At 64.3% G+C, this 20,555-nt stretch carries 22 protein-coding genes; 7 read left to right on the top strand and 15 right to left on the bottom strand.

Features of this window, described 5'->3' with window-relative positions:
* Nucleotides 1-13: 13 nt before the first annotated feature.
* Together AB7290_RS15880 and AB7290_RS15885 are read right to left on the bottom strand one after the other, a co-directional pair.
* Nucleotides 14-409 (bottom strand): PaaI family thioesterase, encoded by a 396-nt coding sequence (locus AB7290_RS15880; protein WP_231142235.1) that lies wholly within the window; start codon nucleotides 407-409, stop codon nucleotides 14-16.
* A 72-nt stretch (nucleotides 410-481) separates the two neighbouring features.
* Complete coding sequence (locus tag AB7290_RS15885) at nucleotides 482-1,189, bottom strand: hypothetical protein (protein ID WP_085401688.1); 708 nt, start codon at nucleotides 1,187-1,189, stop codon at nucleotides 482-484.
* Between the two features lie 223 nt (nucleotides 1,190-1,412).
* On the opposite strand from AB7290_RS15885, the gene AB7290_RS15890 reads away from it, so the two are divergent.
* From AB7290_RS15890 to AB7290_RS15900, 3 genes are all read left to right on the top strand, one after another.
* Entirely contained in the window at nucleotides 1,413-1,742 is a 330-nt protein-coding gene (locus AB7290_RS15890) for a DUF6949 family protein (protein ID WP_014494286.1), read from the top strand.
* An 80-nt stretch (nucleotides 1,743-1,822) separates the two neighbouring features.
* Entirely contained in the window at nucleotides 1,823-2,353 is a 531-nt protein-coding gene (locus tag AB7290_RS15895; protein ID WP_085398694.1) for a gamma carbonic anhydrase family protein, read from the top strand.
* Nucleotides 2,354-2,559: 206 nt separating this feature from the next.
* Nucleotides 2,560-2,931, top strand: a complete 372-nt coding sequence (locus AB7290_RS15900) for a hypothetical protein (RefSeq protein WP_085398693.1) — start codon at nucleotides 2,560-2,562, stop codon at nucleotides 2,929-2,931.
* Nucleotides 2,932-3,152: 221 nt separating this feature from the next.
* Here the strand turns inward: AB7290_RS15900 and AB7290_RS15905 are convergent, their stop codons facing one another.
* The 6 genes from AB7290_RS15905 to AB7290_RS15930 all read right to left on the bottom strand — a co-directional run bounded on the left by AB7290_RS15905 (nucleotide 3,153) and on the right by AB7290_RS15930 (nucleotide 8,738).
* Nucleotides 3,153-3,644, bottom strand: coding sequence for a hypothetical protein (locus AB7290_RS15905; protein ID WP_085398692.1), 492 nt, complete (start codon nucleotides 3,642-3,644; stop codon nucleotides 3,153-3,155).
* A gap of 177 nt (nucleotides 3,645-3,821) precedes the next feature.
* On the bottom strand, nucleotides 3,822-4,553 hold the full coding sequence (locus AB7290_RS15910; RefSeq protein WP_085398691.1) for an aspartate/glutamate racemase family protein: 732 nt from the start codon (nucleotides 4,551-4,553) through the stop codon (nucleotides 3,822-3,824).
* A 20-nt stretch (nucleotides 4,554-4,573) separates the two neighbouring features.
* The gene (locus tag AB7290_RS15915; protein WP_014494293.1) at nucleotides 4,574-5,452 is read right to left on the bottom strand and encodes an ABC transporter permease; all 879 of its coding nucleotides are present in this window, start codon (nucleotides 5,450-5,452) and stop codon (nucleotides 4,574-4,576) included.
* A gap of 3 nt (nucleotides 5,453-5,455) precedes the next feature.
* Nucleotides 5,456-6,415, bottom strand: coding sequence for an ABC transporter permease (locus tag AB7290_RS15920; RefSeq protein WP_085398690.1), 960 nt, complete (start codon nucleotides 6,413-6,415; stop codon nucleotides 5,456-5,458).
* A gap of 4 nt (nucleotides 6,416-6,419) precedes the next feature.
* Nucleotides 6,420-7,709 (bottom strand): ABC transporter substrate-binding protein, encoded by a 1,290-nt coding sequence (locus AB7290_RS15925; protein ID WP_028150047.1) that lies wholly within the window; start codon nucleotides 7,707-7,709, stop codon nucleotides 6,420-6,422.
* A gap of 42 nt (nucleotides 7,710-7,751) precedes the next feature.
* Nucleotides 7,752-8,738 carry an ABC transporter ATP-binding protein gene (locus tag AB7290_RS15930; RefSeq protein ID WP_063982479.1) on the bottom strand — a complete coding sequence of 329 codons (987 nt, stop codon included), beginning with the start codon at nucleotides 8,736-8,738 and terminating at the stop codon, nucleotides 7,752-7,754.
* A 254-nt stretch (nucleotides 8,739-8,992) separates the two neighbouring features.
* Here AB7290_RS15930 and AB7290_RS15935 point away from each other — a divergent pair, with 254 nt between their 5' ends.
* Entirely contained in the window at nucleotides 8,993-9,700 is a 708-nt protein-coding gene (locus AB7290_RS15935) for a GntR family transcriptional regulator (RefSeq protein WP_085398689.1), read from the top strand.
* A 14-nt stretch (nucleotides 9,701-9,714) separates the two neighbouring features.
* On the opposite strand, the gene AB7290_RS15940 is transcribed toward AB7290_RS15935, so the two are convergent.
* Nucleotides 9,715-9,921 carry a hypothetical protein gene (locus AB7290_RS15940; RefSeq protein ID WP_063982481.1) on the bottom strand — a complete coding sequence of 69 codons (207 nt, stop codon included), beginning with the start codon at nucleotides 9,919-9,921 and terminating at the stop codon, nucleotides 9,715-9,717.
* A 355-nt stretch (nucleotides 9,922-10,276) separates the two neighbouring features.
* Here AB7290_RS15940 and AB7290_RS15945 point away from each other — a divergent pair, with 355 nt between their 5' ends.
* Nucleotides 10,277-11,632, top strand: coding sequence for a metal-dependent hydrolase family protein (locus AB7290_RS15945; protein ID WP_071912614.1), 1,356 nt, complete (start codon nucleotides 10,277-10,279; stop codon nucleotides 11,630-11,632).
* A 451-nt stretch (nucleotides 11,633-12,083) separates the two neighbouring features.
* Complete coding sequence (locus AB7290_RS15950) at nucleotides 12,084-13,847, top strand: CYTH and CHAD domain-containing protein (protein ID WP_085398688.1); 1,764 nt, start codon at nucleotides 12,084-12,086, stop codon at nucleotides 13,845-13,847.
* A gap of 119 nt (nucleotides 13,848-13,966) precedes the next feature.
* Here AB7290_RS15950 and AB7290_RS15955 read toward each other — a convergent pair whose 3' ends face one another.
* From AB7290_RS15955 to AB7290_RS15980, 6 genes are all read right to left on the bottom strand, one after another.
* Nucleotides 13,967-14,590, bottom strand: coding sequence for a transglutaminase-like cysteine peptidase (locus AB7290_RS15955; RefSeq protein WP_028154093.1), 624 nt, complete (start codon nucleotides 14,588-14,590; stop codon nucleotides 13,967-13,969).
* Between the two features lie 330 nt (nucleotides 14,591-14,920).
* On the bottom strand, nucleotides 14,921-15,532 hold the full coding sequence (locus tag AB7290_RS15960; RefSeq protein ID WP_063982484.1) for a PilZ domain-containing protein: 612 nt from the start codon (nucleotides 15,530-15,532) through the stop codon (nucleotides 14,921-14,923).
* 68 nt (nucleotides 15,533-15,600) lie between these two features.
* Complete coding sequence (locus AB7290_RS15965) at nucleotides 15,601-16,767, bottom strand: MFS transporter (protein ID WP_135216644.1); 1,167 nt, start codon at nucleotides 16,765-16,767, stop codon at nucleotides 15,601-15,603.
* Between the two features lie 52 nt (nucleotides 16,768-16,819).
* Nucleotides 16,820-18,067: an MFS transporter gene (locus tag AB7290_RS15970; protein WP_256376483.1), complete on the bottom strand. Its 1,248-nt coding sequence runs from the start codon at nucleotides 18,065-18,067 to the stop codon at nucleotides 16,820-16,822.
* 142 nt (nucleotides 18,068-18,209) lie between these two features.
* The gene (locus tag AB7290_RS15975) at nucleotides 18,210-19,007 is read right to left on the bottom strand and encodes an alpha/beta fold hydrolase (RefSeq protein WP_085398447.1); all 798 of its coding nucleotides are present in this window, start codon (nucleotides 19,005-19,007) and stop codon (nucleotides 18,210-18,212) included.
* A gap of 37 nt (nucleotides 19,008-19,044) precedes the next feature.
* The gene (locus tag AB7290_RS15980) at nucleotides 19,045-19,524 is read right to left on the bottom strand and encodes a GNAT family N-acetyltransferase (RefSeq protein ID WP_085398449.1); all 480 of its coding nucleotides are present in this window, start codon (nucleotides 19,522-19,524) and stop codon (nucleotides 19,045-19,047) included.
* A gap of 326 nt (nucleotides 19,525-19,850) precedes the next feature.
* On the opposite strand from AB7290_RS15980, the gene AB7290_RS15985 reads away from it, so the two are divergent.
* A complete protein-coding gene (locus AB7290_RS15985; RefSeq protein WP_085398446.1) occupies nucleotides 19,851-20,489 on the top strand; it encodes a Clp protease N-terminal domain-containing protein in 639 nt (212 codons plus the stop codon).
* The last annotated feature ends 66 nt before the right edge of the window (nucleotides 20,490-20,555 follow it).

A 20,555-nucleotide genomic window follows, 5' to 3' on the forward strand; every position in this document is an offset into this window, starting at 1 on the left:
CGGTTCCGTAGTTCTATTTCTTCGCGAGAATGCGCAGCCGCGCCGTGGCATCAGCGACAGTGATGCCGTTCGCATCGACGAGCTCGGCCTGCACGACCATATCGCGATCCGTCCGTTCGACAACGCGCGCGCGTGCCGTGATGGCTCCGACCGCTGCAGGCTTCAGGAAACGCGTATCCAGACTTCTGGTGACCACTGTCAGGTCGGGAGACAGCGCTGCCAGCGCGCCAATCCCGGTGGCGGAGTCCAGCATCGCCGCGAGGAAGCCGCCCTGGATCGTGCCGTGCCTGTTGGTGAATGCGAGCTGCGCCTGAAAGCGGATCAAGGCCCGCCCGCCCTCGTCAAAGCCGAGCCATTCGCGCCCCAACAATTGGGCGCCCGGAGGCAGGTTTGCTGCTGCATCGGTCACGTCGATCACCGCGCTTGATGTTGTTGGCGACGAGCCTATCAGCCGGTCAATGCGGCGCAAAGCGATCGGGGGTCAGCCCTTCGGTCCGCGCAATTGCGCTGACAGCCGGTCCAGCGCTTCCGCGACATCGCGCCATTGCGACAGCCAGCTCCGCGGAAAACGGAAGGTGAGATCGGCGCCGTCGACACGGCGTTCGGAAAGGCACATGCCCGGCGTGGCGGCATCGCGCGTGCAGCGTGCGGTCAGCGCGGGGCTTGCGGCGGAATAGAAGTCCTCGCTGCCATAGGGCGTGTCGGCGCGGAACATCCGCATCGTCAGGCCGTCCGCCGCACTGGTCGCGGCCTGGTCGAGATAGCGCGGATAGATCGTGGCCGTTCGCTGCTCCGGCGCCAGCGCATCGTGATGCGCCGATATCGACAGGAAGACACGGTCGATCGGTTGCATCGCCTCTTCCACGGTGTCGGCGGTGACATGTTTCGGCGCGCCCGGCGGCTCAAGCGAAGGGTAGAGGAAGTCGAGATCGATGCGCTCCTGCGGCCCGGAGTGCCGCTGGATCTTCATCCTGATCGCGGTCGTGGGAACGTTGAACAGCGTGCCGCCGACGCTCACCGGCAGCCGGTCCGGCGCATTCGCGCCGCCCGAGCCCCAGGTCGGCCACAGCAAATAGGCGACGAGCGCCACCGCGCCCAGCGCCGCAATGCCGCCGAGCACGATCGGGACGACATGCGCCCGAGGGTGCGTCCTGGAGGACCTAAGGGGAGCTGCCGAAAACATCGTCATGAGCTTGCGCAAGTCGAACCGGGAAGTCGGCCGGTGGCCGACGAATCAGCGGCGAATATGCCATGCGGCGGCGAATTCGCGGAGCGTTCCCGGCCGCCGGGACGGGGGAGGGCCCTGCGCGGATCGGCCCCCGCTGTTAACCTTCCCTTAAGGATAATGTAGCGTTAACCGGCACTCTTTGTCACAGGAAGGCTCCGGCGTTGCGTAAGGGCGGACCGTTCCGATGACACCTGAAGCCTTCAATTCTCTGTTCTCGATCTGCATCGGTTTCGCGCTCGCGGGCGCGCTCGTGAACGGATACCAGGCGTTTGCGCAGCGGCCGGCGGGCTTCGGCCTGTTGCAGGACGGCGTGGCGCCGAAGACGTTTGCCGCGGTTCCGTTCCTGGTGTTCGCGGCGCCCTTCATCATCATGCGCAACACGCTGCGCGGCATGCGGGTGGAAAGCCGCCGCGTCGAATTCGTGATGATGGCGACCGTCATCGCCGGCTTCTGGAGCATGATGAGCGGCACCTTCTTCCTGATGACGCTACGCGCCGCCGGCGTTCTGGTCTGACAGAGCTGCGTGGCGCGGCGGCCCTTTGCCTCCGCGTCGCCGTTTCGCTATGGCTGGAGTCGACGCGACAGGAGAACCCCATGGCGATCTACGAGCTCGACGGACAGGCACCCGATCTTCCCGCCGACGGGAATTACTTCATCGCCGAGACCGCGACCGTGATCGGCCGCGTGCGCCTGAAGCCGGGTGCGAGCGTCTGGTTCGGCGCCGTGCTGCGCGGCGACAATGAATGGATCGAGATCGGCGAGGGCGCCAATGTGCAGGATGGCTCGACCTGCCACACCGACCTCGGCTTCCCCATGGTCATCGGCAAGAATTGCACCGTCGGCCACAACGTCATCCTGCACGGCTGCACGATCGAGGAGGGTGCGCTCGTCGGAATGGGCTCGATCGTGATGAATGGCGCGAAGATCGGCCGCAACAGCATCGTCGGCGCGGGCTCGGTCATCACCGAGGGCAAGGAATTTCCCGAACGCTCCTTGATCATCGGCTCACCCGCGCGCGTGATCCGCACGCTCGACGACGCCCAGGTGCAGAAGATGGGGAGTGCGGCGAGGTTCTACGTGGCCAACGGCCCGCGCTTCAAGAAAGGCCTGAAGCGGATCGGCTGAAAATAGCCGTGGGCCGCCGAGAAGATGGCGGCCGCCGCATAGCTGTCCGCGCGCGCAGCGCGTCAGCTTCCTCCGGATTCACATGCTTCGATCGCGGCTGCTGATGCTCGCGCGGAAGTGAGACAGTGAGGCTGTCAGGAAGGCGCGGGTGACGTTAGCTTGGTCCCGCTTTGAGCGTGGAACGTCTCCACGCGGAGGATCGAGTGATGTTACGCAAGATGATGATGGCGGCGCTGGCCGTCGCGGCAGTCGGCTTGTCGGCGCCGCAGGCGGCTGAGGCGCGGGGCGGTTTCGGTCATGGTGGCGGTGGCTGGGGCCACGGCGGCGGCTGGGGCCATGGTGGCGGCTGGGGCCATGGCGGCCACTGGCGTGGCGGCGGCTTCTGGCCCGGATTGGCGATCGGGGCAGGTATCGCCGGCGCCGGCTACTACGGCGGCTATTACGGCTACGGTTACGGCGATCCCTATTACTATGGTACCGGCTATGACGACGGCGGTTACGGCGGCTGTTACGTGGTGCGGAAGCGGGTCATGACGCCGGCAGGCTGGCGTGTCCGCCGCGTGGATGTCTGCGAATAGCGGCCGCGAGGCTCAGCCAGACTAGGAAGCCAGATCTACCAAAAGACTGGACCCACTAAAGAACAAGGCCGTTGACGCAGTATACCGTCAACGACCTTGCCAGCCCCGGACATTGAAATCGGCTCACGCCATCCGGTAACCGCCAGCATGGCGCGGAATCATACGGGGGAATGTGATCCAGTTCACATGTGGAAAAATTTAAGTCGCAGGCCCTGACCCGGCTAGCCGCGCGAGCGCTTGCGGGCGCTGGCGTGGACACGGCGCGACGGTTTCCTGCGGGTAACCGAGGGTGTCTCCGCCTCTGTGGCCCGGGCGCTGGCAAAGGACTGCCGAAGGCTGTCGATGGACTCGTTCAGCGTCGTGACCTGCTCGGACAGTCGCTTGGTGTCGGCCTGCTGGAATGCGAGCAGCTTCTTCACCGTCTGGAGCTGGTCCTGCACGACCTGGAGCTGGTCGATCGATTCCTGCTGGGTCGCCTCGAGACCCTTGGTCTTCTCGACGAGTTGCTCGGAGGCCTGGGCCGTGCGGGCCTGGAGCTGCCGCGACGCCACCACGCGGTCGGTCTCAGGAGTTGCACCGGTAGAGGCGCGCCAGATCGCGATCGAGGTCACGCCGGCGATGAGGAGCAGGAGGGCTGCGGCGGTCAGCGCAATCGGCTGGGCGCCAAGGCGAAGGAGGGGGTTGGACGGCCTGTCCTGGGCGAGATCGATCATCGCTGACAAAACCCAAATTGAAACTTGGTGAGTGGCGAAGTGCGGCAACCAGAGGTCGCCGGGACGTCCCGAAAGTGTTACCATTCAGCAACAAATGGGACCAAAAAGAGGCTAACGGCAAAAAACCAGCAATCAGCTGGTCTTGGGACCCCTGAAGGTCCTCGAAAAGAGCCGGGATCAAGGCTGGAACGGCGAAAACGGTCCGGAATAGGTCTTCGAGCGCGGCGCCGCATAGGGCCCGAGCCGGGAGGTTTTCAGTCCCAGCCGCACCAGTGATTCTGCCAGCGTGACCGCCGCGGCGACGCCGTCTACCACGGGCAGGCCATGTGTGGCGGCGAGCTCGGCGGCGAGGTCAGCCATGCCGGCGCAGCCGAGCACGATGGCTTCCGCCCGATCGTCACGGACCGCGGCGGTGATCTCGGCGGAGATCTTGCCGAGGGCATCGGCATTGCGCTCCTCGAGCGCGAGCACCGGGACCTCGGCGGCGCGGACGCGCGCGCAGCGCTCGGCGAGGCCGTATTTCCGCAAATTATGCTCGATCGGCACGATGGAGACACCGAGCGTCGTCACCACGGCAAAGCGCGCCGCGATCAGGCTCGCCATGTGGAAGCCGGCTTCCCCGATGCCGATCACCGGCGCTTTCGCGGCGGCACGCGCAGCGTCGAGGCCGGTGTCGTCGAAGCAGGCGATGATGTGGGCGTCGGCGCCGTCGCGGTCGGCGTCGCGGATGCAGCCGAGCATGCCGGGCACGGCGAAGGCCTCGTCGTAAAAGCCCTCGATCGAGACCGGGCCCATCCCGGGCTGGCGCGCGTCGATCAATGTGTCGGGCAGGGCGACGCTGCGTGCTGCAGCGGCGATCTTCGCCGTCATCGACGCGGTGGTGTTGGGATTGACGACGTGAAGTCGCATCAGATCAGACAAGCCCCTTGTCAGACAAGCCCTTGGCCGGCATCCGAGCCCTTGGCCGCCTGCCGTTTGTTGAGCATGTGGATGGTGCCGAGTGCAAGGGCGATCACGGTGAACGACACCGCCGAGATCACGGTGCCGAGCGCATAGATATCGGGGTTCGTCACGGTCGTGGTGAGGCCCTGGAGATCGAGCGGCAGCGTGTTCACCGCCCCGATCGCCTGGCTGGAGCGGGCGAGCTCGTCCCAGGACAGCGTGAAGCCGAACAGGCCGATGCCGATCACGGAGGGCAGGATGATCGGCAGCACGACATGACGGAAGGCCTGCCACGGCGTCGCGCCGAGATCGCGCGCGGCTTCCTCGAGGCGCGGGTCGAAGCGATTGAAGATCGCGAACATGATCAGCAGGCCGAACGGCAGCGTCCAGGTCAGGTGCGCGCCTAAGCCCGAGGTCAGCAGGCCCATCGAGGTCTCGAAATTCTCGTTCCAATGCGCCTTGATCAGGTCGTCGATGATACGGAATTCAAGCGAGATGCCGAGCGAGGTGATGATCGAGGGCACGATCAGGCTCGCGATCGCCGAGTAAAATAGAATGCCCTGCGCCTTGAACTTGCGGCGGAAGGCCATGCCGGCGGCGACCGACAGCACGACGGTCACAACCATCACGATCAGGCCAAGCAGCAGCGAGCGGCGGAAGGCCGCGCCGAGATCGACGATGCCGGTGCCCTGGAACAGTTTTGCGATCCAGAAGGTCGACACGCCATTCATCGGGAAGGTGAGGCCGCCCTGCGGGCCCTGGAACGAGAGGACGTAGATCGCGATCATCGGGCCGTAGAGAAACAGCACATAGGCCGCGAAGAAGATCGCGAGCACGTAGAACGAGCGCGGGCGTCCCTCCTTCATGCCCTAGAGCTCCTTCTTGATGTCGACGATGCGCGACATCATGGTGATGATCAGGAAGGTGATGACGAGCAGGATCACGGCATTGGCGGCCGCGGCCGGGAATTGCAGCGCGTTGACCCGCGTCTCGATGATCTTGCCGGCAGCCGCGATCTGCTGGCCGCCCATCACGCCGATGGTGATGAAGTCGCCCATCACAATGGTGATGACGAAGATCGAGCCGATCACGATGCCTGGCTTGGAGAGCGGGATGATGACGTTGACGAGCGTCTGGAAACCGGTGGCGCCGGCGTCATAGGCGGCCTCGATCAGCGACTTGTCGATGCGGATCATCGAATTGAAGATCGGCACCACCATGAAGAAGGTGAAGAGGTGGACCAGCGCCAGCACCACGGAGAATTCGGAGAACAGCAGCCATTCCAGCGGATGGTTGATCAATCCGCTCTTGACCAGTCCGGAGTTCACGAGGCCATTGCGTCCGAGCAGCGGGATCCAGGCGATCATGCGGATCACGTTGGAGGTCCAGAACGGGATCGTGCAGAGCAGTGACAATCCCATCTGCCAGGTCTTGGACTTGACGTGGAAGGCGAGGAAGTAGGCGACCCAGAAGCCGATGAAGAGCGTGATGACCCAGACCAGGAAGCACAGCTTCAGCGTCTTCAGATAGGTCTTGGCGATGGTGCAGAGATCGGGGAGCTGCGCGATGCAACCCTCGAACGTGTCGGTGTAGCCGCGGCCGGAGAAGGCCGGCAGCAGCTGGTATTCGTTGTAGTCCCAGAACGAGACGATGACGACGAAGACCAGCGGGATCAGGAAGAAGGCGAGAAACACCAGCATCATCGGCCCGGCCTGGAGCCAGGAGATGAAGGACGGCGACAGGCGCGTCGCTTTCGCGGCGCGCGCCGTGCCCGACCCCGGGATCAAGCCCGGGGACGCCTGTTGCAGGATGTCCTCTGACGTGTCCATCACGTTAGGCCGCGATGAACTCGTTCCACTTGCGGACCATGTAGTCGTTCTCGTCCATCACGGCGTTCCAGCAGGCGACGCCGCCCATGCGGTCCTCGTAGGAGCCGCCGTCGCGTACCGCGCCGGCCTTCTCGAGCAGCGAGCCGTCGGGCGCCTTGATGTCCTTCTCGGCCGGCTTGCCTTCCATCCAGTACGCCCACTCGTACGGCTCCATGTGCGCCTTCGCGGTCGAGAGCACGGCGGAGTAGTAGCCCTGGCGGTTGAGATAGGCACCGGCATAGCCGGACAGGAACCAGTTCACGAACTCATAGGCCCATTCGAGCTTCGCACCCGAGACGCCCTTGGAGACGCAGAAGCCCGAGGCCCAGGAGCGATAGCCTTCCTTCAGCGGCTGGAAGGTGCAGGGGATGCCCATCGAGCGGACCTTCGTCACTGCCGGCGACCACATCGACTGGATCACAGTCTCACCTGACGCCATCAGGTTGACGCTCTCGTTGAAGTCCTTCCAGAAGGCGCGGAATTGTCCCGCCTTCTTGGCTTCGGTCATCACCTTCATGGTGAGATCGATCTCTTCCTTGGTCATGTTGCCCTTGTCGGCATATTTGTACTTGCCGGTGGCTTCCACGACCATCGCGGCATCCATGATGCCGATCGAGGGGATGTTGAGGATCGAGGCCTTGCCCTTGAATTCGGGATTGAGCAGCTCGGACCACGAGCTGATCGGGCGCTTGATCAGGTCGGGACGAATGCCGAGCGTGTCGGCGTTGTAGACGGTCGGGATCAGCGTGACGAACTCGGTCGCCGACGTCGCGAACTTCTTGGAGTCCTTGCCTTCGAGATAGAGCACCTTCCAGGGCGCCGTGCCCTGGCCGCCGATCTTCTTGCCGCCGGGCGTCTCGCCCTTGGTGAAGACCGGCGTGATGTTGTCGAATTCCTTGATCTTCTTGGCATCGAGGGCAAGGATGTTGCCCGACGGCACGATCTTCTTCAGCGAGAAATATTCGGTGTCCAGCACGTCGAAGGAGTTGGGCTGGGTCATCACGCGCTTGGTGACGTCGTCGGTGGTCGCGGTGATGTATTCGATCTTGATGCCGGTGTCCTTGAGGCACTGCTTGGAGATGTCGTCGCCCTCGTTCACGGCGGTGCCGAGATAGCGCAGCACCTTCGCATCGGCCGACTTCACATAGGGAAAGCCGGTGATGGCGCCGGAGCCGGCGGCGAGGCCCGCGAGACCTGCGGTGCCCTTGAGCAGCGTGCGGCGGCTGACGCCCTTCGTCCTGGTGGTCTCGGTCATATCAGTCACTCCTCTGTTGCGCATTCCAGTGATCGATCGGCGCTATTGCAGGCGTTGCGCCTTGGCGGGATCCCAGGTGGCCAGCACGCGATCGCCCGGACGGAACGGGTGGACGTCGAAGGCGGCCTCGGGGAGGTGGGAGAACAGGGCGGTGCCGTCGTCGAGCGTGAGCGAGACGGCGATGTAGGAGCCCTGGTACTCGGTCTGGGTCAGCAGCGCCGGCGCGCCGAACGCGCCCTCGGCGAACGGCGCGATGCCGAGCTGATCGGCGCGCACGGCGATGAGGTTTCCGGCGTCGCTGAGGACGTTGTGGCCGCCGATGAAGCGCGCCACGAATTCGGTGCGGGGGCGGTGGAAGATCTCGCGCGCGGTGCCTTGCTGTTCGATCCTGCCCTGGTTCATCACCACGATGTGGTCGGCGAGCGCCATCGCTTCTTCCTGGCCGTGGGTGACCTGGATGAAGCTGATGCCGAGCTCGCGCTGAAGGCGCTTCAACTCGCCGCGCATCCTCACCCGCAGGAACGGATCGAGCGCGGAGAGCGGCTCGTCGAGCAGCAGGATCTGCGGCTCGGTGATCAGTGCGCGAGCCAGCGCCACGCGCTGCTGCTGGCCGCCGGAGAGTTGGGCCGGGAGCCGGCCCGCATAGGGTGTCATCGCCACCAGCTCGAGCAATTCGCCGGCGCGCCTGTGCCTGGTCGCGCGGTCGACGCCTCGCATTTTGAGCGCAAACGCCACATTGTCGAGCACGGTCAGATGCGGAAACAGCGCGTAGGACTGGAACATCATCGCCGTGCCGCGCTTGGCGGGCTCGAGGTCGGTCACGTTCTGCGCACCGAGAATGATGTCGCCTTTGCTGACCGCCTCATGGCCCGCGATCATCCGCAAGGTCGAGGTCTTGCCGCAGCCGGAGGGGCCGAGCAGGCAGCAATAGGTCCCGGCCGGAATCTTCAAATTGACGGTGTCGACCGCCAGTGTCGTGTCGTAGCGCTTGGTGACGGCGACCAGTTCGAGAGCGGCGGGAGTGGCCATGGCGTGTCCAAGGGAGGGGCGATGCTCCCGTCTCTCCGCAAGGTCCGTGCCAACCGCCCTTGGCCGGCTGAATTCCAGAACTGTGCAGCAGAGTCAGGTCGTTAGATCGAATCCGCCGCCTTCGGCCGTCCCAGCGCCCGTCTGCCTCGCTGCACACAAAACGGGCGCGGATTGTATAAACTTTCGCCTGTGATTGGATACAGGTCGTCGACTAACATTCAAGGCCGAACGTCGCCGATCGAGCCCTCAGACCCATGGCCGCCAAGACTCACCCGAAATCCGACGCGCCAGATGCGAACGATCGCGTCAGCCGTATCAGGGAGGGGGTGACCGCCGCGATCCTCGAGCATCGCCTGCTGCCGGGCACGAAGCTCGGCGAGGACGAGATCGGCGAGATCTACGGCGCGAGCCGCACGCTGGTCCGCACAGCGCTCCAGCAGCTTGCGCATGAGGGCATCGTCAACATCGAGAAGAACCGCGGTGCCTTCGTCGCGCGGCCGACGCCGGGCGATGCCCGTGAAGTGTTCGAGGCGCGCCGCCTGATCGAGCCAACCATCGTCGATCACGCGATCGATGCGGTGTCACCGGCCTGGATCGACCGCCTCCAGCAGCATCTCGCCGAGGAGCGCGAGGCGGAGCTGCGCGGTGACGCGCGCGCCTCGGTCCGGCTCTCCGGCGAGTTTCACCGTCTCGTCGCCGAGATGAGCGGCCACAGCATCTATCTTGGCTTCCTGAAAGAGCTGATCGCGCGCTCCTCGCTCATCATCCTGCTCTACCGCCGCCACGACACGCCGGCCTGTGGCACCGATCATCACGCCGGCATCGTCGCCGCGATCCGCAAGCGCGACAAGCAGGCTGCGCGCGTGCAGATGCTGTCACATCTGGACGAGATCGAGGCCGAGCTGTTCTTGAAGGATCCCGCCGCCGACGAGTTGCGGCTCGCCGACGTGCTGGGCGTGTGACCGCCTGCCGTCTGTCAGAACGGACGTTCCTGATTTCGCCTCATGATCTTGAGCACCAGCAGGACGGCTCCGAGGACGAGCAACAACACGCCGACGAAAGTCATGCCGCTGTATTCGAACGTCACGCCTACGGCCGTCAGCAGGCATCCCAAGATGATTGCGATGAGCCCGCCGAGCTTCTTGGCCAGCAGGATGCGTCCGTCACTCGTTTGCGCCACCATGTTACGCCTCGTCATTTGAATTCTACAGACGACCGCAAGCCCTCCTGCCCAGCGGCTCAAGTCGCGTAGACCGCGCAGGATCGTACTCCCGAGCGAGAAAGTTGCAATCTACCGTTGCTGGCGGGTCGAAATCGATAGTGCGTTTTAATTTGAGTTCGACGCGAGTGCGACAGGTGCACTTACCCATTTGCCTATCCAACTTGATGGGGACGCTTCTCTTCGCTCCGTATGGCTGATTTGCAAAACCTCCCTGTGGTTGCAAATTGACTCGATGCGGTTTGCAGGCATCAATCCATAGCTGCATCGCGCGGCGTCAGCTGGCTGGCGTTCGCCCGGATCTGCGTGGAGATTGGACATGTGGGGTTGGACCACGCCGGCCGGACTCTTCAGAGCCGCCGCATTGCTTGTGTCGATTGGAAGCCTCGGCAGCCCGTTGCCCTTACGAGCCCAGCAGGACTCCGCCGTCCTGTTCCGCAACGTTCGGATCTTCGACGGAAAGAATGCCACGCTCTCGGCCGCGTCCAACGTCCTGATCAGGAACAGGAAGATCGAGAAGATTTCGACCGCCGATATCGCGGCCACCGGTCAGGTGATCGACGGCGGCGGCCGCGTGCTGATGCCGGGACTGATCGACGCACACTGGCACGCGATGCTGGTGCGTCCGACGCCGATGGCAGCCCTCGCAGGCGATATCGGCTACAACAATTTGCTCGCCGCCAGTGAGGCGACGGCGACGCTGATGCGCGGCTTTACCACCATACGCGACATGGGCGGACCGAGCTTCGGCCTCAAGCAGGCCATCGACGAGGATCTCGTCGCCGGACCCCGCATCTATCCGTCCGGTGCCATCATCACCGTCACCAGCGGTCATGGCGACTTCCGGCAGCTCTCCGATCTGCCGCGCACGATCGGCGGAATGCTCAGCCGCATGGAGCTGATCGGCGGCAGCATGGTTGCCGACAGCCCCGACGAGGTGCGCGTGCGCGCGCGCGAGCAACTGATGCAAGGCGCGTCGCAGGTCAAGCTCACGGCGGGCGGCGGCGTCGCATCGCCCTTCAGTCCGCTCGATGTCTCCACCTTCACCGAGCCCGAGCTGCGCGCCGCTGTCGAGGCCGCGGACAATTGGGGCACCTATGTCGCCACGCACGCCTATACGTCGGTCGCGATCCAGCGCTCGATCGCGGCCGGCGTGAGATGCATCGAGCACGGACATCTCATGGATGAGGCGAGCGCGAAGCTGATCGCGGAGAAGGGCGTCTGGCTGAGCACGCAACCATTCCTTGATATCTCCGGCGCCGCGGCGCTGGGACCGTCGGAGCAGGACAAGATGCGGCAGGTCGTTGCCGGCACTGACCGCGTCTATGCGCTGGCGAAGAAGTACAAGATCAAGACCGCGTTCGGCACTGACGTCCTGTTCTCGAAGGCATTGGCGGACAAGCAGGGCTCGATGCTGGCCGCACTGACGCGCTGGTACACGCCGGCCGAAGCGCTGACGATGGCGACGTCGACCAACGCTGAACTCTTGAGCCTGTCGGGCCTGCGCAATCCCTATCCCGGCAAGCTCGGCGTGGTCGAGGAGGGCGCGCTCGCCGATCTCCTGCTGGTCGACGGCAATCCGCTCGACGACATCAAGCTTGTCGAAGATCCCGCGAAGAATTTTGTGGTGATCATGAAGGACGGCAGGATCTACAAGAACAGGCTCGCGCATTGATGCGCGCTGGGCAGGTGTGAGCCCGCGAAATTCAATCGCTTCTAGTCGCGCTCGTCAGGAACCGGCTTTCCTGGTCGAGAGCCTTTTGCGATCTCGGGGAGCGCAGGAGGCCGCGCGGGGCTTGTCACAATCTCCGGCCTGTCACCATCGGAGGCGTGACTTCTGAGCGTCTCCAAAACCAGAAAGAATTTTTCTGCTAGCATGAGTCAAGCTCGCTGACGCGTTCATCTCGGTTTCGAGAACGCCGAGATTCGCTATCAATTCGATCACTTACTGTACGCGGCGGCAATTTAATTCGTCACGCCGGACGAATTATGACAGTCCTGCCCGATCTTTAGCGTCGCGCATGGCGCATGTGGACGATGATGCGTTGCGACGTAACGTTGCTATTCCTTGCGGGCCTGACGAGCTATATGCTGCGCTCTGTCATCAAACTGTCATGTCACCGGAAATGTTGAAATCAGACGCTACACCGGCTCGCAAAACCATGAGCGCGCCGGATGGGAATCCTGTCCTCAAGGACAGGAACAAGAGAACGCAAGTCGTCGCCGGCTTCCTCAGGCAACGTGACGCAGCCGAGCCCGACCCGGAACATGCGATCGTCGAGGGCGCTGTGATTGATCAGACGCCATCGCAAGACACGACGCCTGCACCGGAGCCAGCCCAGTCCGGCACTGCTGCGCGTCCCGCCGGTGAGATCGAGCTCAAGCTGCTCGTCGATGCCGCTCGCATGGCGCATTTCAACGCCGCGCCGGTCATCACGGCCAATGCGCGCAACAAGGGCACGCGCAAGCATCTCAAGTCGGTCTATTACGACACGGCCGAGCGCCTGCTTCGGCGCAATGGCCTCAGCCTGCGCGTCCGCCAGAGCGGCGCGCGCTTCGTGCAGACCGTGAAGACGGACGCTGCGGACGATCCGCTGCGCCGTGGCGAGTGGGAGGCGAGCGTGTCGTCGCTTGCGCCCGATCTCGCTCTGGCGATGCCCTTCATTCCGGAGGAGCTTCGTAGCCACCTCTTGGCGCAGCCGCTCGAAGCCGTCTTCACAGCTAACATCCGTCGTCATGCGAGGATGATCGACTTGCCGTCCGGCACGGTCGAAATCGCCTTCGATCAAGGCGAGCTGACGGCTGGCGATCGCACGCTACCGGTGAGCGAGATCGAGCTTGAGCTGAAGAGCGGCAGCGCCAGCACGATCTACGAGGTCGCGCTGCGGCTCGCGGAGCAGGGCGCGGTCAAGCCGTCCATCCGTACCAAGTCGGCGCGCGGCTTTGATCTTGCCGCCGATGAGCCGCCCCCGGCACGTCGTCCGCGAAAACTTCGCCTCGATGCGTCGGTCACGCTCGACGAGGCCTTCGCGACGATCCTGCGCTCCTGCTTCCTCCATCTGCTTCAGTCGCTGCCGGCCGCCGAGGACGGGCGCAACCCGGAAGGCGTGCATCAACTCCGCGTCTCGCTGCGCCGGCTGCGATCGGCGCTCGACCTGATGCGATCGGTCGGCGCGCTCAGCAATCTCGACGCGCTGCGGTCGGAGGTCAAATGGCTGGCGCAAGACCTGTCCGCCGCCCGTGATTGGGACGTGTTCCAGCTCGATACCTTGCCGACGATCGCACTGGCCTGTCCATTGGTCGCCGGCTTCGATGCGCTGGGCCGGGCTGCGGCCGAGCGCCAGTCGGACGCCTATCGCAAGGCGCATGATGCGCTCGACGATCGCCGCTGCGCCGTGTTCCTGATCGGCCTCGGAAACTGGATCGAGACGCGAGGCTGGCGCAACGACGTTGCCGCCGAAGATCTCGGCCAGCTCGCCGAACCTGCCGTCGATTTCGCGCGACGCATCTTGTCGGAGCAATACGCCAAGGTGCTCAAGCGTGGCCGCCGCTTCAAGTCGCTTCCCGCCGAGGAGCTGCACCGGGTGCGGCTCGCGACCAAGCGGCTGCGCTATCTCAGCGAGTTCCTGCTGCCGCTGTACGAGGATCGCAAGTCGGCGCGACGTTTCTCGCGCAGGCTCGCAGCCTTGCAGGAGGAGCTTGGCGCATTCAACGATATGGCGGTCACGGCATCGCTGCTCGATGGGCTCGGTACTGAACCCGACAGCGCCGTCGCGGCTGCGGCGATCGCCGGCTGGCAGGCACGTGCATCGATCGGCGTGCAGCCCGCTTTGCAACGCACGTGGCGCGATTTCACCGCCGCGCGCGTGCCCTGGTCGTCGCAGGGCTGATTGCTCGCCCCAAAAAAAGTTGCGGCCAGCCATTGGGGGATGGCTGGCCGCGCGCGAACCGGTCTGGGACGGGGAGGGGTGGGGATGTGACCGGGCCGCGTAACTCGTTTTCCTGACTGCTAGTTCTTGGCGCTGGCGGTGGAGACCGCCGGCTTGGTGTCGCCGAGCGAGACCCAGACATTGGGGTCGCTCTGTGACTGGCGCTTGACGAAGCGGTAGCCGGTCTCCGTCCAGGCAACGACGTTCTCGTTCTGATTGTCGAGAACGAACTCGCCCTTGTCGGTCTTCACCGTCAGCACCGCGTGTCCTTCGCCCTTCTTGTCCCGCACGACGGTGATGAGCAGGGCCTCGCGCGGCCATCCGGCATCGATCAGCATCTTGCGCTTCAGCAGCACGTAGTCTTCACAATCGCCGTAACCGTCGGTCGGCAGCGACCACTTCTCGATCACGCCCCAGTGCTCCTGGTCGGTCAAAGGCTTGACGGTCTCGTTGACCCAGCGATTGACCTTGACGAGGTCGCGCCATGCGGCCTGCGACATCACGATGTCGCGCGGTTGCGTCGGCGCGCCCTGGCACTGAGCGGCATTATCCGCACAGAACTCGACCCAGCCGATCGGCGCACGCGTGGTGTCGCCGAGGCTCGCGTAGAGCAGGCGGCCTTCGCCGGCCTGCGCTGCCGCGCTGATCCCGAAGAGCATGGCAGCCAGTGCCAGCCCTTTCCCCTGTCCCCTGAAGTCCAACATTGCGGCCCCCGTTTCTTGTTGGGACCACATTTCGCATGGAGCTTTTGAGTTGCCGCTAAGTCGGCCAAGTCAAGTCGAGACGAATACAAGTAAAAGGCGCGATTAATTCGATCTATACTTGAATCGAATTCGACTAAGATTTGAAATGACTTCAATTGATTCAAATTTTATCTATTAACGCGGAAACGCTGGCGGAACTGTTGTTTGCACGCGCTCGCAGCCCTCGCGTTAACCCGCGCGAGGCGGTCGCCGGACACGAAAAAGGCGGCGTCCGCATCGCGGAGGCCGCCTTCAGGGCTGGAAATACAGGCGTTTTAGCGTCCTTGCGCTTTACCGCGCGGTAACGCTCTCTTCGAGAGTCTCTATCGGCTGCTCGTGCATGAACTCCAGCGCGAAGCCGTCCTCGAGGTTTCGGACCACGCGGCCCTGGACCCGGCCGAGCAGCACGATCGATTTCACCGGCGGGCGGTTCTCCGCGGCAATGGCGGCACCGGACAGCGAGAGGTCGATGATGCGGCAGGTCATCTTGGTGCCGTCCTCGAGCGTCAGCACCGCGATCGGGTTGCGCGGCACGATACGGTCGTGGCGGCGATCCTCCGGCAGATTGAGGATGTCGCGGTTGGCAAGCCAGGTGAGCTGGGCCGCCAGCTTGTCGCGCTTGCGGGGCGTCGCCCCGACCGTCATGGCGAAACCGTTGTCGATGATGCGGGTGATCTTGCCCTCGACCCGCCCAATATGGTCGAGATAGGCGACCACGCGGTCGCCGACATTGCCGATGCCGGGGGCCAGAAGCGCCAGTCCGCCCGGCGACATGTTGATCACCTGGCAGGGGAATTCCCGGCGGTCCGGCAGCATGTAGCGGCCGAGCAGGTGAACCTTCACCCGCTGGAAACGCCGTCGTTCCTCGGCGGCCGGAAGAAATTTTTTGTTCGCCAACGCCATTTTCACAACCCGACCCCCCGCCTGGCGGAGTCCGGGACGACCCTAAGGTGCACAGGGTTAACGCCGCGTTAGGATTGGGCGCGTCGATTACGGACAGACACAATGCGCTCGAAAAGCCACATCAGCGGCGGGCAGGCCAGCACCGTCAGCGCGCCGAGGTCGAGTGCCACCGCGGCCGTCCCGGCCGATTTGGCCAGCCGGCCGGCGACCGCCGGTCCCAGCATCATCGCGGCATAGAAGAGAGTGTAGAACACGCCCATGCCGATCGCCCTTGTTTCCGGCGCGAGCACGCGGGCGGCCAGGCTCATGATCGGGCCGGCCGGATGGCCGCCGATCAGGCCGATCAGGACGAGGACCGTGATCACCGCATCCGATCGCGGCAACCAGGCCAGCAGCCCGGCCACGATGAGGCTGGCTGCGGTCGCGAGCGTGAGCGGACGCTTGAAGCGGTCGGCGAGATAGCCGCCTGCCGGCACCGAGATCACCGACAGCCACATCACGAGGCTGATCGCGGAGCCTGCCGCCGCAATGCTCCAGCCGCGCTCGGCGAGCAGGGAGGGGCCGAACGAGAAGATCATGGCGAAGCCGACATTAAAGAGTCCCCAGATCAGGCCCGCGACGATCACCGCCAGCAGCGCGAGGGGATCGAGCCGGCCTGGGCCGGCCGCGCTGACTGTGGCACCCGGCGGCGACTGATAGAGCGTGACCAGCACAATACCGATGGCCGTGAGTGCGCCCGCCGCCAGGAACACCGCGCTCGCGCCATAGGCCGTGCCGATCGCCGGCAGCACCAGCAGCGAGATCGCGACGCCGGCCGGCCAGGAGTTGACGAAGATCGCCATCGCGGTCGCGATCTCCTTCCCGGCGAACCAGTCGGTGCCCATCTTGGTGAGCTGCACCGTCAGCAGCACGCCGCCGGCGCCGGAGACGAGCCGCCCCGCCATCTGCCAGCCCCAGATGTCGGTGGTGGCCATGACGAGGCTGCCCGCGGTCATCAGCAGCAGCGCTGCGATCGTCGTCGGCTTGTCGCCAAGAGTCCGGCCGATCGCGCCGCCCGGCAGCGCCAGCACGATGCCGGGGGTGAAATAGAGTCCGATCAGGATGCCGATATCGGCGAGCCCGACGCCAAAAGTCTGTTGCAGCAACGGCGCGACAGCGGCCACGCTCTGGAACTGGAACGCGATGGTGAGGCGCACGACGAACAGGATCGCAAGAATGCCCCAGCGATTGCGCAACGTCTCATCTCCCCAAGCCCTCTCTCGAAGGTGCGGTGGAGAGGGACGAGAGTCAACCGGCTGTCTTCCTCGTCGCGCGTCCGTAGAGAAGGCACAGCAGCGCCAGCAGCACCGCGGCCGAGAGCCCGAGCGACCAGTGAATGCCGATCGCCGCGCCGAACAGGCCGACGGTGATGCCACTGAAGGCCCGCATGCCGAGGCCGGCCATGTTGTAAAGACCCACGACGCGGCCGCGGATGTCGTGCGGTGCGTTCAACTGCACCAGCGCCTGCGCCATGGTGTTGAAGGACAGCTCGAAGAAGCCGGCAAAGAACAGCAGCACGATCGCGACCGGATAGATCCGCACCGCGGCGAAGCCGAGCAGCGCCACGCTCCACAGCATGGCGAGCATGATCGCGGTGCGCGGCGTGCCCTTCAACCGTCCCCATGATTCCAGCGCGATGCCGGCGAGCAGTGCACCTGCGGCGTCGGCCGCGAGCAGAACGCTGTAGGAGACGCCGGGATCGCCGTGGCCGAGATCGCCGGCAAAGCCCGGCATCTGGGCGTGATAGGCGTTGCCGATCATGAAGGAGGTGAGGCCGGCGAGCCACGTCATTGCGGTCAGCACCGGTTGCGTGCCGATGGCACGCATCGTCAGCACGATGTCGGCAAGGCCGCGCATGGCGAAGCGCCGCACCGCGACGCTCTTGTCGCGCACCGGCGCCCAGAACAGCCACAGCAGCATCGGCAGGTAGAACAGCGTGTTGAAGATGATGCCGTGCGAGGTGCCCAGCGTGAGCATGATGACGCCGCCGACGGCAGGTCCGACCAGGATGCCGAGATAGCGCGCCATCGCATTCAGGCGCACCGCGCTCGGAAGATCCGCGGGACCGACGAGGTCGTAGAGCAGAAGCTGGTTCGGCGTCTGCCACAGCACGCCGGCGCAGCCGTGGATCACCAGCAGCAACATCGCGTGCCACATCTGGATGGTGTCGGTGATGAAGAAGAAGCCCCATCCGGCCGAGGCCACGATGAACAGCAGCATGCCGCATTGGATGATGCGCCGCGGATCGAACCGGTCGGCGAGCCCGCCGACCGCGACCGAGAACAGCAGGAACGGCAGCCAGTGCGACAGCACGGCAAAGCCCCCCAGCGTCGGCGAATGGAATTTTTGGAACACCACCCAATAGCTGATCACATGCTCGATGTTGTCCGCCATCATCGCCAGCACGTAGGCGATGAACTGGAGCCGGTACGGCACCGACTTCATCGCCGCGAACGATCCGGACGCGACAACAGGATTTTGGGGAAGGGGGTTCAAGCGATCACCTGGGTGGGACTGTTCGGGCCTTACACGTTCGCCGCCGGCCGCTCAAGACACTTGGGTGTATGTCCGTAGCCCGCAACCCGGGACCGCCGACCCCGCATTCCGCAGAGCTCCATGCGGGCTACGAAGCAGCGCGTCACGCGATCTCCGTCGCCAGAAACGACCTGACCACCGCAGCAAACTCATCCGGCTTGTCATATGGCAACCCATGGCCCGCATTCGCGATCACCTCATGGCGGAGGTGTTGATTGAGCCCCTGCAGCTCCCGCGCCGTCTCGACGGAGACAACGCCATTGTCTCCGATGACAAGCAGGCTCGGCACGGCAATGGCTTTGACAAGCTCGCGATAATCCGGGTTCGGCGGCGTGAGAACCTCGAAGGCGCTGATCTCGGTCCGCAGCCGCGCATCAACGATCAGGTCAAGCAGCTCGGATGAGCGGTGCGGATGCCGCCGCCGGGCCTCGGCCAGTACCTCATCCTTGTCCTGCCCCAGAAGCCGGCGATGCTGCTCGGCGACATCACTCTCGTAAACCTCGCGCTGGCGCTCCGGTGGCAGGAAGGTCGGATCGGCGAGGATAACGCTGCGAATGGCCGTACCCATCTCGCTCGCAACCACGGCAGCGGTCATGCCGCCCATGGAATGGCCGAGCAGGATCGGGGCAGTCAGCCCGAGCGCGTCAATGAGGCCGATGACGTCGTCTGCGAGATCGCAGTACCGATACCCGCCGGACGGTGCGCTCGACGCGCCATGTCCTCTCGCAGAGGGCATGATGACGTCGTAGCCGTCCTCGAGAGCGCGCGCCAGCGGTGTCCAGCAGGCGCCGCTTCCGGTCAGACCATGCAGCGCAATCAGCGCAGGCTTGTCGTCCCCGGTCCGTAAATAATGGATGTCGATGCCATTTGCCGCGCAGGTTCGGCTCGTCCAGTTTGTCATTCGCAACGACTGTCAAAGAATCAACGCCGACGCCATCCTACCCCAGCGCCTTGACGTAAACCGCATAGGGCACGCCCAGAATATCCGGCGCCTCGCGAACCCTGGTAAATCCCATCCGCTGATACATCGGCAATGCGACCGTCATGATCGGCGTTGTGTGCAGGGCGATGACCGGCGACCGGTCGCGCTCGGCGCGGCGCAGGCATTCTTCGGTCAATTGTCGGCCGATGCCCTTGCTGCGCGCGGCCGGATCAACCACCAGCATGCGGATGATCGGCCAGGCCGGATCGAAGAAGGCCGGCTTCGGGGCTTGCGGACCGACATAGGCGACGGCGCCGACGATCTGGCCGCCATCCTCGGCGACGATGATCTCGCCGGTTTTGGCAAGCTCCGGCATTTTCGCGACATGGGTCGTAAACAACGGCCAGTCGGAATAATCCTGCTCGAATTGCGCGAAAGCCGCGAGAGCGACGCGCACGATCGCTTCCGCATCAGTCGGCTGATAGTCACGTAGCATCGGCATCATCCTCGATCGTAGCCCGGATGGAGCGTAAGCGTAATCCGGGACCGCCTGTCCCGCATTCCACGCTGCGCCATACGGGCTAGGAGCCGTCTCATCCTAACCCAGCGTCCGGGTGTAGGCATTTACGGGTTTGCGCGAGTCGTCAGTATTGACACTTGGCGGCCGTCGAGCCACCTTTCTTTCAGGTGGATACGACCTGCCGCTTGCACCCTTTACGGGATGGTGAACGTATCGCATGCATCGTCTTGGCCCCTTTGCCGAACAACGGGTCAGCAACGCAAGCACTGGCTTCCCGAAGTGTTCAAGCAAAGGAGTAAGCCATGCGCGACTTTCGCGATGCTAAAGCTATGGCGCGCACGCTGCGCGCCTCTCTCGCCTCCAAAGGTCTCAAGATTTCGGTCGCCGAAAGCCTTGAGCTGACTGCCGAGCTGTTTGGCTTGGCTGACTGGAATACGCTTGCTGCCGCGATCCGACGCGAACCGCCGGCGTCTGACACGGCCTCGTCTCAGCCACCGCGTGCGAGCATCAAGTGGCCTTCGGGATTTACCCGCGAGCTCGATCTGACTCTGAACAGGGCTCTCACTTACGCCAAAGCGCGAAAGCACGAGTTTGCGACGCTGGAGCATCTCTTGCTTGCGCTGCTGGACGATCCGGATGCCTCGGAAGTGATGAAGGCCAGCGAGGTTGACCTCGAAGCCCTGAGGCGAACCACAGTCTCCTATATCGACGATAAGCTGAGCACTTGGGTGATGATCCGCGACGAGCGCGACACGACGCCGACGGTTGCATTTCGACGTGTGGTGCATCGTGCGACCGTGCGCAGCCTGAAACGTGAAACGAGCGGTCTGGACGTGTTGGCGACCATGTTCAGCGAAACTGCAAGTCCTGCGGTTTGGCTCCTGAGCGAGCAGGGCATGACCGGCGAAGGTCTTGAGAGAGCGCCTCCTCGCGCAAGTTGAGAGAACAGTGAACCTTCTGCCCCGGTGCATTTGAGGTACGCACCTTGGTATTTGCAACGCCCCACG

Source organism: Bradyrhizobium sp. 613_E4_N2_2, from assembly GCF_052075995.1.
In the GTDB taxonomy this organism is placed as follows: Bacteria; Pseudomonadota; Alphaproteobacteria; order Rhizobiales; family Xanthobacteraceae; genus Bradyrhizobium; species Bradyrhizobium barranii.